The sequence below is a fragment of the Methanorbis furvi genome (genome assembly GCF_032714615.1).
Classification (GTDB): domain Archaea; phylum Halobacteriota; class Methanomicrobia; order Methanomicrobiales; family Methanocorpusculaceae; genus Methanocorpusculum; species Methanocorpusculum furvi.
Map to the genome: position 1 here is coordinate 169,276 of NZ_JAWDKA010000003.1, position 13,839 is coordinate 183,114.

The 13,839-nt window shown below is 50.0% G+C and carries 18 protein-coding genes; 2 read left to right on the forward strand and 16 right to left on the reverse strand.

What is annotated here, in order from left to right; all coding sequences use genetic code 11:
* Positions 1-283 precede the first annotated feature (283 nt).
* The 3 genes from McpAg1_RS03615 to McpAg1_RS03625 all read right to left on the reverse strand — a co-directional run bounded on the left by McpAg1_RS03615 (position 284) and on the right by McpAg1_RS03625 (position 2,152).
* Positions 284-712 carry a universal stress protein gene (locus McpAg1_RS03615; protein WP_338093931.1) on the reverse strand — a complete coding sequence of 143 codons (429 nt, stop codon included), beginning with the start codon at positions 710-712 and terminating at the stop codon, positions 284-286.
* Positions 713-795: 83 nt separating this feature from the next.
* Entirely contained in the window at positions 796-1,212 is a 417-nt protein-coding gene (locus McpAg1_RS03620; protein WP_338093932.1) for a universal stress protein, read from the reverse strand.
* A gap of 373 nt (positions 1,213-1,585) precedes the next feature.
* Complete coding sequence (locus McpAg1_RS03625) at positions 1,586-2,152, reverse strand: TATA-box-binding protein (RefSeq protein ID WP_338093933.1); 567 nt, start codon at positions 2,150-2,152, stop codon at positions 1,586-1,588.
* 113 nt (positions 2,153-2,265) lie between these two features.
* On the opposite strand from McpAg1_RS03625, the gene McpAg1_RS03630 reads away from it, so the two are divergent.
* Positions 2,266-3,972, forward strand: coding sequence for an AMP-binding protein (locus McpAg1_RS03630; RefSeq protein ID WP_338093934.1), 1,707 nt, complete (start codon positions 2,266-2,268; stop codon positions 3,970-3,972).
* A gap of 111 nt (positions 3,973-4,083) precedes the next feature.
* Here McpAg1_RS03630 and hisB read toward each other — a convergent pair whose 3' ends face one another.
* The 10 genes from hisB to McpAg1_RS03680 all read right to left on the reverse strand — a co-directional run bounded on the left by hisB (position 4,084) and on the right by McpAg1_RS03680 (position 10,713).
* The gene (gene hisB / locus McpAg1_RS03635; protein ID WP_338093935.1) at positions 4,084-4,668 is read right to left on the reverse strand and encodes an imidazoleglycerol-phosphate dehydratase HisB; all 585 of its coding nucleotides are present in this window, start codon (positions 4,666-4,668) and stop codon (positions 4,084-4,086) included.
* Positions 4,665-5,378 carry a 1-(5-phosphoribosyl)-5-[(5-phosphoribosylamino)methylideneamino]imidazole-4-carboxamide isomerase gene (hisA, locus tag McpAg1_RS03640; protein WP_338093936.1) on the reverse strand — a complete coding sequence of 238 codons (714 nt, stop codon included), beginning with the start codon at positions 5,376-5,378 and terminating at the stop codon, positions 4,665-4,667. The genes hisB and hisA overlap by 4 nt, the downstream gene beginning before the upstream one ends.
* A complete protein-coding gene (hisG, locus tag McpAg1_RS03645) occupies positions 5,379-6,248 on the reverse strand; it encodes an ATP phosphoribosyltransferase (protein WP_338093994.1) in 870 nt (289 codons plus the stop codon).
* 2 nt (positions 6,249-6,250) lie between these two features.
* A complete protein-coding gene (locus tag McpAg1_RS03650; protein WP_338093937.1) occupies positions 6,251-7,468 on the reverse strand; it encodes a methionine adenosyltransferase in 1,218 nt (405 codons plus the stop codon).
* Positions 7,469-7,633: 165 nt separating this feature from the next.
* Positions 7,634-8,131, reverse strand: a complete 498-nt coding sequence (locus McpAg1_RS03655; RefSeq protein ID WP_338093938.1) for a ferritin — start codon at positions 8,129-8,131, stop codon at positions 7,634-7,636.
* A gap of 327 nt (positions 8,132-8,458) precedes the next feature.
* Positions 8,459-9,250 carry a 5'/3'-nucleotidase SurE gene (gene surE, locus McpAg1_RS03660; protein WP_338093939.1) on the reverse strand — a complete coding sequence of 264 codons (792 nt, stop codon included), beginning with the start codon at positions 9,248-9,250 and terminating at the stop codon, positions 8,459-8,461.
* 2 nt (positions 9,251-9,252) lie between these two features.
* Positions 9,253-9,441, reverse strand: a complete 189-nt coding sequence (locus McpAg1_RS03665; protein ID WP_338093940.1) for a hypothetical protein — start codon at positions 9,439-9,441, stop codon at positions 9,253-9,255.
* A gap of 24 nt (positions 9,442-9,465) precedes the next feature.
* Positions 9,466-9,843, reverse strand: a complete 378-nt coding sequence (locus McpAg1_RS03670) for a YigZ family protein (protein WP_338093941.1) — start codon at positions 9,841-9,843, stop codon at positions 9,466-9,468.
* Between the two features lie 2 nt (positions 9,844-9,845).
* Complete coding sequence (locus McpAg1_RS03675) at positions 9,846-10,454, reverse strand: DUF5591 domain-containing protein (protein ID WP_338093942.1); 609 nt, start codon at positions 10,452-10,454, stop codon at positions 9,846-9,848.
* Positions 10,455-10,458: 4 nt separating this feature from the next.
* Entirely contained in the window at positions 10,459-10,713 is a 255-nt protein-coding gene (locus tag McpAg1_RS03680) for a PspC domain-containing protein (protein WP_338093943.1), read from the reverse strand.
* A 35-nt stretch (positions 10,714-10,748) separates the two neighbouring features.
* Here McpAg1_RS03680 and McpAg1_RS03685 point away from each other — a divergent pair, with 35 nt between their 5' ends.
* Positions 10,749-11,321, forward strand: a complete 573-nt coding sequence (locus tag McpAg1_RS03685; protein WP_338093944.1) for a flavin reductase family protein — start codon at positions 10,749-10,751, stop codon at positions 11,319-11,321.
* 222 nt (positions 11,322-11,543) lie between these two features.
* Here the strand turns inward: McpAg1_RS03685 and McpAg1_RS03690 are convergent, their stop codons facing one another.
* The 3 genes from McpAg1_RS03690 to McpAg1_RS03700 all read right to left on the reverse strand — a co-directional run bounded on the left by McpAg1_RS03690 (position 11,544) and on the right by McpAg1_RS03700 (position 13,803).
* Entirely contained in the window at positions 11,544-12,686 is a 1,143-nt protein-coding gene (locus McpAg1_RS03690; RefSeq protein ID WP_338093945.1) for an aldo/keto reductase, read from the reverse strand.
* A gap of 85 nt (positions 12,687-12,771) precedes the next feature.
* Positions 12,772-13,203 carry an FKBP-type peptidyl-prolyl cis-trans isomerase gene (locus tag McpAg1_RS03695; RefSeq protein WP_338093946.1) on the reverse strand — a complete coding sequence of 144 codons (432 nt, stop codon included), beginning with the start codon at positions 13,201-13,203 and terminating at the stop codon, positions 12,772-12,774.
* Positions 13,204-13,257: 54 nt separating this feature from the next.
* Positions 13,258-13,803 carry an FKBP-type peptidyl-prolyl cis-trans isomerase gene (locus tag McpAg1_RS03700; protein ID WP_338093947.1) on the reverse strand — a complete coding sequence of 182 codons (546 nt, stop codon included), beginning with the start codon at positions 13,801-13,803 and terminating at the stop codon, positions 13,258-13,260.
* Positions 13,804-13,839: the final 36 nt, after the last annotated feature.

The following is a 13,839-nucleotide window of genomic DNA, read 5'->3' on the forward strand; positions in this document are numbered from 1 at the left end:
ATTGGCAGTACACTTCCCCGGTGGAAAAGTTAGAATTACGTTAGGGCTATTCATGTAAAAACCGTTCTATCCGGCATAACCAATGAAGCAGTACGAAAAAAGAGTATGCTCTCCCTATTCAGGTCAGCATTGACAAAAACACGCCCTATCAGCTATCCGTATCCGGATCTTTGGGACGGTGAGCAAAACAGCTGCGCGCAGAAGAAAATCTCTGAAAAACTTCTGCTTATCTCTGAAAATTTTAGATGAAGTGATCGGTTCGGTAAAAAAATAATGTGCAGATTCAGGTCCGCACGATCATGACATTGGTCTTGCCGTAGTTGACCACATAGGTGGAGACGCTGCCGAGCAGCAGGCGGTCAAGTTTGGATTTGCCAAGGGATCCGATGATGATTAAGTCAGCACCGATTTTTTCTGCTGTGTCAAGGATTGTGTCGCCCGCGTGCCCAGCTTCAATATGTGGTTCGACGGTGATGCTCTTTTTCTTTGCGTCCTCAACCAGCTCGGCAATAACTTCATGACCTTCCTTTTCGAATCTCTCGTAAATCAGTTCCCATGTGGTGTCAACCGGGGCGGGGCTGACAATTCCGGATTCAATTACATAGATGACGTGAAGCTCTGCTTTATTCTGCTTTGCGATATCGATTCCCCGCGAAAATGCACGGCGGCTGATGTCAGATCCGTCAATTGCTACAAGTATTTTTGAAAACATGACTTGAATTCCTCCTGTTTGTCGTTATGTTACATATCAGCTTCAAACTTAAAAAGAGTTTGGAGCCGGCAGAACGCTTTTTGTCAGTTGCGAATGACGATGATGTTTCTTTTGCTGTACTGCGTCACATATGAAGAGACGCTGCCGAGCAGCAGGCGGTCAAGATGGGATTTGCCGAGTGATCCTATGACGATCAGGTCGGACTCGATCTCGTCGGCGATGGTGACGATGCGGTCTCCCGGATGGCCGGATACCAGATGCGGTATGAACTTCAGGTCTGCTTCTTTGGCGAGTACCTCAATTTCGTCCAACAGTGTTTTTGCATCCGACTCAGATTTTGTCTGGTTGGCAGGGCTTTCGTCTTTCCATAGGTGCGGGGTGTTTACAACCACAACCGCGTGGAGTTCTGCAGAGTCCTCTTTTGCAAACTCCATAGCCCGGGTAAATGCCAGACGGCTGATCTCCGAGCCGTCCAGCGCCACAAGTATTTTGGAAAACATAATTATTTTACTCTCGTGTTGAAAGGATAAATAATTCTCGGATTAGGCGATGTCGTATTTTTATTCCTTAATTGCCTGTGGATAAATTTCTGAGCCTCCCACGGAACGCATGCCTTCGGCCCGCTTACCGCTTCGTGGGAAAACACGGAGTACACGGAAATATTGACGAAAAAAGATCACGGAGCAGACGTGAACAACACGGAATTTAAATTCGATAGGAGTGATGCAGAGTGACCACATTCAAAAAATATTTCCGTGATGTTTCGCCTTTCCGTGGGCAACTGAACATAATAGACAGAACAAAAAAGATTAGGGATTTGTGATGAAACAAACCAGATGGAATCGGACCGCCTCACAGGGAGGCTGACCCGGATTATTTTTGCTCTTTTAAGATATTTTCCAGACGTTCCTCGAGGAAATCAAGACCGCGGCGGACATCATCAAGATTTTTTCCGCCGGTCAGAATGATCTTTCCTGACGAGAACAGGAGGGCAACAATCTTCGGATCCTTAATCCGGTAGACAAGGCCCGGGAACTGTTCCGGCTCGTACTCGATAGCCTCAAGGGACAGCGTTGCAACCACGCGATTCAGATTGATAAACTTCCCGATATCGTACGAACAGACAATGTTCGTCACCGCAACCTTTGGAACATCAAGCGTTTTCACGCCTGCCTCTTTCAGAGACTTCAGAATGATCTCAAGACCATCCTGAAGCGCGGACTCGTTTCTGATACCGGTAAGCACAACTTTTCCTGAGGAGAAGATCAGCGACGCCATTCTCGGCTCATCAATGCGGTACACCGCGCCCGGGAACCGTTTCGTATTGAGTTCGCACCCGTCAATTTTCTCGGCAATATCTGCCAGGTTAATCTCATCTGCGATTACGCCGGACGCAACAATATTTTCGATCTTCAGCGAATCGTATGTTTTCCCATCCATCTTTATTTATTACGAGAGATACAAGCATAATACTTCGCGTCAATCACCCGCGGACAACGCCTCGCGGACGAGTTTAATATCTCAGTGCACCCTATAAATTATGGACATAAATCATGACAGAAACGCAGGACACCCCAAAGATTGGGGGAAATATTGGCGATTATGACGAAACGTATCGAACGTTTTCGATTGACGTGCCAAAACACTATAACTTCGCGTTTGATGTGGTTGATGCCTGGGCAAAAAAGGATCGCAACCACTTGGCAATGATCTGGGTGAACCAGGCAGGGGTGGAGAAAAAGTTCACCTTCTGGGACATGATGATCCATTCAAACGAAGCAGCAAATATACTGATGAAGTTCGGTATCCAGAAAGGGGACCGGGTTCTTCTCATGCTGCCGCGTGTCCCTGAGTGGTGGTTTTTGGTCCTCGGCATTATGAAGCTCGGAGCGGTTTTCTGTCCGTCTCCCCACATGCTGACGGTGAAGGATATTGCGTACCGGACTCGGGTGGGTAACTTTAAGATGGTTATCACCGACAGCGAGAATATGGCAAAGGTCGACGAGGTTGCAGCAGACTGTCCGCATCTTCAGCTCCGCATGATTGTGGATGATAAACCGGGCGAGCGTCTGCAGACGCCGTGGATCGGTTACCAGAATGAACTGCTCTATCCTGCCCCGGTGACGACGACTCTTGTCAGCAGTGCAGGCCGCAGGATTCATGCAGCAGACCCGATGCTGATCTACTTCACTTCCGGTACAACAAAGGATCCGAAAATGGTTCTGCATGACTACGGCCACCCGCTCGGCCAGACTGTTACTGCCAAGTTCTGGCATGATTTAACCGAGTATGATGTGCACTTCACGGTCTCGGACACCGGATGGGCAAAGTGCGGCTGGGGTAAGATCTATGGCCAGTGGATCTGCGGTGCCTGTATTTTTGTCTACGATTACCGGGCGAAGTTCCATGCAACTGAGCTTCTGCCGCTTATTGAGCGGTATGGTATCACGTCGTTTTGTGCGCCGCCGACGATTTACCGGATGCTGATTATTGCGGATCTGAAGAAGTTCTCGTTCAAGGAGCTTCGGACCTGTACGAGTGCGGGCGAGCCGCTGAATCCTGAGGTTATCCGTATCTGGAAGGAGGGGACCGGTCTTACTATCCGCGAGGGGTATGGTCAGACCGAGACCTGCTGCTGTGTTGCGACGCTGCCCGGAATGGAAGTGAAACAGGGTTCGATGGGCAAGCCGGTTCCGGGCTGGCATGTTCAGCTGCATGATGATGAGGGCAAGGAGGTTCCGCAAGGAGAGACCGGCAGGATTGCGATCTCTTTGAATCCAAGGCCGGCAGGTCTTATCCGCGAGTATGTGGATAATCCTGAAGAGAATGCGGCGATGTTTGTGAACGGCTGGTATTATACCGGTGACAAGGCATATCTTGATGATGACGGTTACTTCTGGTTTGTCGGCAGGAATGATGATGTGATCAAGAGCTCTGGCTACCGCATCAGTCCGTTCGAGGTTGAATCCACGCTTCTTGAGCATCCGTCGGTGAAGGAGAGCGCTGTGGTCGGCAGCCCGGACTCTATCCGCGGTATGGTGATTAAGGCGTTCATCGTTTTGCACGAGGGATACAAGCCTTCGGAGAAGTTGGTGAAGGATATTCAGGAGTATGTAAAACGAACAACCGCACCATACAAATATCCGCGGCTGATCGAATTTGTTCCTGAACTTCCAAAGACGATCTCCGGTAAGATCAAGCGGGCGGAGCTGCGCAATCAGGAGATGAAGCGGTTCGAGGAAGAAAACGGCGACAGCTGATCTCCTTCGGCAGGGATTTTTCCCAGCTACTTTTTTTGTGAACTCTTCGTGGATGTTCACGCAGATTTTCGTTGGATAAGAGAGTCGTGTGAAAAAATTCACAAAAAAAGATCAGAGTGTCCCTTTCGTACTCGGGACATCATCGCGGCCCGGAACAATTGCAAGGCTCTCACCCAAAGCAACGCCGAACGCCTTAAAGATCGCCTCGCACTTGTGGTGATCATTCACGCCGGAAAAGATCACATGCGCAGTAATGCCTGCATGCACACAGAGACTGTAGAAGAAATGCTCGAACAGATCATTCTGGATACCGCCCGTAACAATTCCTGTGAATGCACCATCCATCACCAGATACCCGCGTCCGGAAACATCAATCGCCACAGTCGCCCGCGACTCATCCATTGGAATAATCGCATGCGAAAACCGCTTGATACCGCGCCCCTCGCCGACCGACTGACAAACTGCCTTTCCAAGGACAATGCCGATATCCTCAATCGTGTGATGGCAGTCCACATCTAGATCGCCTTTCGCCGAAACCTTCAGGGAAAAACCGCCGTGGCGGGCGAACGCATTCAGCATATGATCCAAAAATGCAAGACCGGTATCAATCGTAATCTCACCTGAAACATCAGGATCAAACATCAGATCAATTGCGGTCTCTTTTGTAACACGGGAAAACTCAGCTCTTCTTGTCATACCTCTGCCTCCTTCAGCGCGTCCTGCAGACTGATTTTGCCGCTGTAAAGCGACGACCCGAGCACGCAGCCAAAAGCGCCGAAACTTTTCAGCGCCAAAACATCAGCAGTCGAACTCACACCGCCGGCAACAACCACCGGAACAGACACCGCATCAATCAGAGCCTTCACCGGCTCTGCCGCAATACCTGCCTGCAGACCCTCCACATCCACATTCGTGTACAAAAGAGAGCCTGCACCAAGCTGCTCAAACAGCTGTGCCCACTCGATATAGTCGCCAGCCGTCTCCTGCCAGCCGGAAACCGCAATCTCACCGGCACGTGCATCAACGCCTGCCATAATCCGGTCAGAGCCGAACTCCTTTGCAAGAGCCGAGATCGACTGCGGCTCTTTGGTGGCAAACGTGCTCACAATAATCCGGTCAACACCTGCATCCAGCCAGCCGCGGGCATCCGCAATACTACGGATGCCGCCGCCGACCTGCACAAACACATCAGTCTCAGAAACAACCTCACGGATAACCCGGGCATTTTCTGAAGACGCCGAGAACGCACCATCAAGATTCACCACATGGAGATTTTTTGCTCCAAGACTGATCCATTTTTTTGCGTTCTCAAGAGGAGTTCCGTATACTGTCGCCGTAGACCGCTCACCCTGCACCAACTGAACGCACATACCGCGCAGAACATCAACTGCAGGGAAAATTTCCATCTACCGCACCATCCTCGTAATATCAAGAACCAGAACATCGCGGGCGCCTGCACGTTTCAGCTGATTGATCAGCTGATACACACGCACATGCGGAACCACCGCATGCACCGCAACCGCGCCGGAACCTGCAATATCCATAATCGTCGGACCGCCAAGACCGGGGATCAAACGCCGCACATCATCAAGCTTGGACTTGTCCACATTCAGCATCAGATAACACTGACCCTTTGCCGCAATCACGCTCTCAAACGCAAGGAGAATCTCCTCAATCTTTTCATGCTTCTCTTTGAGAGATTCATGATTTGCAATAACATTCGTCGTACTGCTGATGATCTCATCAACAATCCGAAGCTTGTTGATCTCAAGAGTTGTTCCTGACGAGGTCAGATCCACAATCGCGTCCGCAACACCAAGCTGCGGAGCAGCCTCGCATGCGCCGCTGACTTCAATCAGCGTCACATCAACGCCCGCGTCCGCAAAGTATCTCCGGCAGATACCGGGGAACTCGGTTGCAATCCGCAGACCTGAAAGGTCCTTGACCGACTGTACCGGAGACTTTTCTGGAACTGCAAGCACCAGCCGTGCGGATCCGAACTTCAGATCCAGCATGATCGAAACATCAGACCCGCGTTCTGCGACCATGTCAATGCCGGTGATGCCGATATCGGCAACACCTTTTGCCACATACTCAGGGATATCGATCGGTCTGACGAACAGCACCTCAATCTGCGGATCAACCGTCTTTGCGATCAGCTGCCGGGACGCACTCATCTGGATGTGAATGCCGGACCTGTTCATCAGATCATTGATCGGCTCGGCGATCCGTCCCTTGTTCGGGATGGCAAGCCGGATTTTGGATGACGTTGACATCATTAGAAGGTCTTTAACTTGCCGTCGATTACCAGGCGGGTGATATCAGAGATGTTTTCGAGGCGGTGGTTTACGATCTCCTCAACCTCGGTCTGATACTCCTTGAAGTCGTATCCGCGTTTTGTGATGCACTGCACGCTTGCAACAAGCGGGTAGTCGATCGGGTGACCGATCTGGGAAAGCAGGCGGACGTACATCTCCTCGATGCCATCAACCTTCTGACATGCCTCGCGGGCAATTTCGGTGGAGAGCAGGTTGTAGATCTTACCGATGTGGTTGATCGGGTTCTTTCCAGACGTTGCCTCCATCGACATCGGTCTGTTCGGTGTGATCAGACCGTTGCAGCGGTTGCCGCGTCCGACAGATCCGTCGTCGCCCATCTCGGCAGAAGTACCGTTGACGGTCAGGAACACAGACGTGCTCTTCTTTCTAATGATGTCTGCGGTGTTGATCTCGATCTTTACTTTCCGGTCGGTGTACTTTCTTGCAACCTGAGTGAAGGACTCTTCCATCTTTGCCTTCATCTCAACATAGTCGGTGATGTCAGAGCAGTAACGGTCGACCATTGCTGCTGCAACGGTGATGGTGATCGTGTTGATCTCACGAAGACCCATCAGTTTGATATCATAACCGAGCATCGGATTCTTGGGGCGGAACTCGTTTGCAATGTACTCGTCAAGGCCGAGAATGATCTGCTCAACCTGAGAGAACGGTGCGTGACCCACACCAAAGGAGGTGTCGTTTGCACGCGGAACAGCGGTGTGACCTTTCTTTGTGTTGAACACATCACAGAGATCGGTTGAACCGGATCCCATACGACAGTCGACGATGACATCACGGTTCATGTCAAAGGTCGGAATCGTGGTGCTGAGATAGTCGCGCGCTGCCTCAACGGCAATTGCATCGGTTGCGAAAACATGGTTGCCGAAGTTGCGGGTTGCTCTTCCGGTGAGGAGGAAATAGATCGGTTTTACAATTTTTCCGCCGCCGAAGGCAGGGGCAGACTCGCCTGCGACAACTTCGCCCTGATCAGTGTTGTGGTGCAGTACGCCGCCGTCACATTCAGCCATGTACTCCTTGCAGAGTGCGCGGGAAACAGCTTCTGCAACACCGTCAGCAAGGCTGTCCGGGTGGCCGATGCATTTGCGTTCAACAAGTTCGACTTTCTGTTTTTCAATAGGGGTCTGCGAGAGATGCTTGACGCTGATATTTCTCTTCACTTTTTAATCACTTCTCAATCATCTGATGTTTAAGTATAAAATAGTATTTTTCAAAAAATGAATTATTTTGCTATATTAAGAGTTTGGCCTATAAAGATTTTGGATTTGGGATACAGATGGCGGAAATATATCGGAACATGTCTGAAAAAAGAGAGGAAAGAGGATTTATTCTTTCTTGGATCCGAGCTGGTGGTCAATGAAGATCAGTGCTTCAGGAGATTTGCCTGCTTTTTCAAGCATATCAACAATATCTCTTACGGTTTCCTCCTCTTCCACCTGTTCGGTCACGAACCACTGGAGTTCTGCAGCTGCAGCATAATCCTTTTCGGCAATTGCGGTCTCCATAATTTTGTTGATCATGGCAGTGACTTTGATCTCATGACCATAGACTGCTTTGAAGATCTCATACAGATCTTTTGCGTTTGTTACAGGTTTTTCGATTGCATCAAACTTGACGTCAACACCTTTGCGAATCAGGTAGTCATAGAACTTTGCTGCATGCATCATCTCTTCGCTGGCATGGGTACGGAGCCAGGCTGCCGCACCATTCCACTTCATTGCATTCGCGTCAGCGGAAAACTGCAGGTACAGGTATGCAGAGTACATCTCTGCATTGATCTGCTTGAGAATTGCATCGTATACACCGGATTTTTTTACTGCCATAGTGTTTCATAACTCCTGCCGGAATAAAAAATTCCGGTTTTTGGATAGTAGAATATACTTCATGACATGGTATTAAAGTGCGGATGAGGGCAAAAGGTATCATTTGCGGAAACAGTTTCGATCAAAAAGTGGTGTTGTCTATTAAGTCCTGCCTCCCACGGAAGAGCGGAACACACCGAACTCCACAGAAAAACATCACGGACCAAACGTGAACACCACAGAATTCGAAAACAATTCATTTCCGTGATGTTCACGTCTGCTCCGTGATGTTTTTTTTTCGTGAATATTTCTGTGCGTTCCGTTTTTCCGTGGGCGGAGCAAAAAAAATTAAAAATTCTGCTCAGAAAGCATCTCACGCAGCTCACTGCATGCAGAGAACGCCGTGTTATCTAAAGTCAGCGGCGTAATTGAAACGCGATTGTTTCGCAGAGCCGTTACATCCGAATGCGGCTCAGGCATATACACAACATCCCCGTTGATCCAGTAATACGGCTTGCCGCGCGGATCAATCCGTTTTTCCACATACGTATCAAACAGTCGTGTCCCAAGCGTCGTCACCTCATACCCCTCAACAGCACACGACGGAATATTCACATTTACCAGATGACAGCCTTTCGGCAGACCGGTCGAAAGAAACATTCGCACAATTTTTTCCACAACCTCTTTTGCCTGCGAAAAATCCGTCTCATGACACCTTGGATCCGTGAACTTATTTCCCTGATCACTCATCTGCAGAGAAAACGCAATCGAAGGAACCCCCTGATTAGCCGCCTCCATCGCAGCACCAACTGTCCCCGACGTCGTAATCGACTCATACGAAACATTCTCCCCTAAATTCACACCGCTCACCACCAAATCAGGCTTCAGATCAAGACCATACAGACCAAGCAGCAGAGCATCCGTCGGCCTTCCCTCAACCGAGTACGCATGCCTGCCGTTAATCATCATCTCATTCATCCGCAGTGGCTCAAAAATCGAAATAGATCTCCCGACAGCACTCTGCTGAACCGCAGGAGCAACCACCGTCACCTCCGCAAACGAAACCATCGCCTCATACGCAGCCCAGAGGCCGCCCGAGTTCACGCCATCGTCATTCGTGAGAAGAATCTTCGGCCGCATCACTACTTCCGGCTGCCTTCCAGAAACTCAGCAGGAACCGGATGATTAAACGTCGCACGAACATCCTGCGCACGGAGATAGCGGACCACCACATTCATCGTGCAGTCCTTCCACTCCTCATTCCACCACTGGCAGTCTCCCGCCGAACACTGTTTTCCATTCTGCATCGGGCAGCCGCGTAACGTATCCATACTACTATAGTATCCTCTTGTGAGCTATAACTGCTTTCGTGTCTTCATGTACTCAGCAACTGCGCCCGCGCCCGCCTCGCGAAACGCTCTTGCAACACCCGCAGGACCAAGCTTGATTCCGCCAAACATCCTTGATACCATTAAAACATGCGAACCAAGATTATTGCGCTCCATCACCTCGGCAAGCGCCCGGCCCGGAGACCCAACCTCCCCGTCCGCACGGCTGTCGCTCGCACTCCCGCAGACCATTGCATAACAGTGGTGAGCAGCCTTCTTGTAGAGCCGGTCATGCACCTCGCGGATTTCGGCAACATCCTCAACCGAGTCTATCTCATACAGATGCGCATAAAATTTCGACTTCTTCTCATCGAGCCTGACAACAGCAACCTCACGGACCGCCATCTTCACGCATCCCTCATCGCCGCAAGCGCGGAGGAAAACTCATCAAGATACTCCTGCATCGACAGACTTCCCTCAGGGAACGGACAGTCAGCATCATAGAGCTTGTCAATCACCGGACGCGTCGGATAAATCTCAACAGCAATTCCGGTCTCGGCAACCGCTGCCTCCATTGCAGCGCGAAATATTCCAATACAGTAGGCAATGCGTTTGGTGTAGGTGCCCCGCGTTTTTTCCAGATACCCGACAATACGCCGTGTCTCGATGCGCAGAAAATCATCTTTGATGCGCTGATCCTTTACATTGCCAAGCATGTAGTGATAGTGGGCAAACGGGTACATCAGCTCAAGCTCTGAGGGAACGGTTCCGCAGGTGCCAAATATCACCACATGATACTTTGCAGGATCAGAAAATACTTCGCGAAACATTTTGTGAAACAGTTTGTGGCTTGGGCTTGTGCTGTAGGGTTTTCTAACAGCGCAGGGAATAAAGATCGCCATATCGCGGGGTGCAATCACATACTCGTCGATGATGTAGCGGTATGCTGCTTCAAACTGGGGCAGATAAAACGGCGGCTCGGTCAGATCATTCTGGTCCTTTGGGGGATGCGTCAAACTCTCACTCCTTTATCTCAAACTCTGCGTCAATCACGTTTGGATCCTGAACAGCCCGGACCGGGCTGCTTGGAAGAAGAAATATTGCTGCGATATAGAGCAGAATACCAATCAGTAGAGAGACCGGAAGTGCGATAACGCTCAGTCCGATCCACAGCAGCCGGATGAGCAGTGCCGGCACTCCGGTAAACTCTGCGATGCCTCCGCAGACACCTGCAATCCAGCGGTTGGATGCAGAGCGGTAGAGGTGTTTTTCCATACTAACATATTACCTTTCCACAAAAATATACTTACATGAAGCGTGAGCTCGCTCCCTATGCGGTTCTGCCGCCTTGTCCGGTGACGGTGGTCTGCACGTACGATTCCTTGGACAAGCCGAACGGTCTCGCGGTTTCGTGGACCGGCATTGCGGTGTCTGACCCGCCGCATGTGATGATAGCGGTTCGTCCGGGGCGTTACAGTCATGCAGCGCTGTGCGAACGAAAGGAGTTTACGATGAACATCCCGTCAGAGAGTCAGATGCGTGAAGCAGATTACTTCGGGATCACGAGCGGCAGAAAAACAGATAAGTTCGCAGACTTAGGTCTCACGCCGGTGCCGGCAAAGCATGTGCATGCGCCAACAATCGCTGAGTTCCCGCTGTCCCTCGAATGCCGGGTGGTGTCACAGCAGGAGATTGGCACGCACTCGATCTTCATCGCAGAAATTCTTGCGGTGCATGCTGATGAAAATATTCTTGATGAGAAGGACAACATCGATGTGATTGCAATGCGGCCGATCTCGTATGATCATGCGAAGTTTTTGTATCTGGGGCAGGGGCCGGTCCTCGGGAAGGCATTTTCGGTTGGGAAGGAACTGAAAAAATAATTTTTTTGGGCTTTATTCATTAAGTCCTGTCGCCCACGGAAAAGCGGAACACACTGAACTTCACAGAAAAAACATCACGGAGTAGACGTGAACACCACGGAAATATATTGATTTAGAATTCCGTGCTGTTCACGTCTGCTCCGTGATGTTTTTTTCCGTAAAATTTCCGTGTACTCCGCTTTTCCGTGGGCGGAGTAAAAATACGGATGCCAAATTAATGGATTACTCATTCGGCAAAGCGACTTCAAACTTTTTTGCGACATCCTTCAAAAGATCAATGATCTTCAGATGCTGGGGACAGTGCTCCTCGCATGCGCCGCACTCCACACAGTCGGATGCTTTACCGCGGGTCTTGGTGTAGTTTTCATAGTACTGCTGCTGGGGATAGTACGGCAGGTCGATGGTCTGCTGCATTCTGTTATTATAGAGATCAAAGTACTGGGGAATGGGGATATCCTCCGGACAGGTTCCCACGCAGTACATGCAGGCAGTGCAGGGAACAGTGATGTTGGCTGCAATTATTTCCGCCGCAGTCGCGACAATTTTTTTCTCGTCTTCATTGAGGGGAACAAAGTTCTGCATGTATGAGATGTTGTCAAGCATCTGATTCATCGTCGACATGCCGGAAAGGACCATGACCACGCCGTCAAGTCCTGCCGCATACCGGACTGCCCATGAAGCTGGGGAGGCGACAGGGTTGTATTCTCTGAACAGTTTTTCGGCATCTTTGGGAACATTGGCAAGAGTTCCGCCTTTGAGTGGCTCCATGACGATGATCGGAAGCTGGTGTTTACGCGCAACATCGTAACATTTCCCTGACTGAATGCCATCATTGTCCCAGTCCAGATAGTTGATCTGCAGAAGAATGATCTCAATCTCCGGATGAGCGGTGAGGACTTCGTCCAGCAGCTCGGCGTTGTCATGGTACGAGATGCCGAGCGTTTTGATCTTTCCTTCTGCCTTCAGCTGTTTCATAAACTCGAAGCTGTGAAACTTCTGTGCGGTCTGATAGTTTTCGACGTTGACGTTGTGCAGGAGATAGATATCAAAGTAGTCAACTCCGGCACGTTCAAGCTGCTCATGGAAAATTTTTTCCTGATCACTTTCAGCAGAGACGGCAAAGATCGGCAGTTTACTTGTGAGGGTGAAGCTGTCCCTTGGGTAGCGCTTCGTGAGCGTCTCACAAATTGCCTCTTCGCTTCCGGTGTAGACATATGCGGTGTCGAAGTAGGAGAATCCCTGCTTCATGAAGACGTCAACCATACTCTGTAAAGTTTTGGTGTCGATGTCTGCCATGTCGTCAGGGTTGTTGAGCGGCAGGCGCATTAAGCCGAAGCCGAGTTTTTTTGCAAACATATTTTTCATGACAGTTCCTGTGAAGAGATGTCTTTGATCAACAGTATAACATCTTTTCCTTGTGGACAAGAAAGGAAAAAAAGAGAGAAGAAAATTATTCGACGACGATTTCAACAAGCGTTACGGTAAAGATCAGATCTTTTCCTGAGAGGTGATGGTTGGCATCAAGGGTCACGGTCTCTTCGTCGATCTGAGTGATGGTAACCGGAATCTGGTTGCCGTCGCCAAGCTGGATCAACAGCTGTTCACCGACGTTTGCCGTGAAGTCCGGCCCAAACTCTTTGCGGGGAATTGCCACCATCATATCATCAGACTTTTCGCCGTAGGCATCCTTTGCCGGAATCTCAAGAACACGGGTCTCGCCGATCGCCATGCCGATTACGCCGTTGTCAAAGCCGGGGATTACCATGCCGCTGCCGACATGGAACTCGAGCGGGTCGCGGCCCTCGGAGGAGTCGAACTGGGTGCCGTCAGTGAGTTTTCCGGTATAGTGGACACGGATCGTGTCGCCGCATTGTACAGACATACCGGTTTTGTGGGTCGCGCGGGTTTAAGTAATTTCGGAAGAGAGAAAAAAAGATTATGTGGTTTGTGTGCCGATCGAGTCGAGAGTTATCTCAAAGGTCAGCGTTTTTCCTGCAAGAGGAGGATTTATGACGACGCGGGTCATGTTGCTTTCATTGTCAATGATCACGACCTCTCCCAGTACCACCTGAATTGCACCGGTTGAGTAATCGTACATCAGGAACGTGGATCCAATATCAATAGGCCCTTGATTGTAACCCTCTGCCAGGGAAATTGGAACATCAGCATACGTATTGTAGCTGTACTGACCATATGCCAGATCAGGCGTCAGCGTAACCGTCTTCGTCTCTCCTGGCTTCATTCCAAGAACCGCATCATCAAAGCCTTTGACAACCTGACCGGTGCCGAGAACAAAACTCAGCGGAGTACCGTTCACATTTGTCTGATACACAGTCCCATCCTCAAGCGTCAGGGTGTAAAAAACATTCACCGTATCATTGACCTTTGCCGTCTGATCGACCGTGCCAATGCATCCGGCAGAAAAAATCACCAGACACAGGGCGACAGCTGCGAACAGAATACCAACTATTTTCTGATTCATGTAAAATATATTTTACACTCGGTTCGATAAATAGAT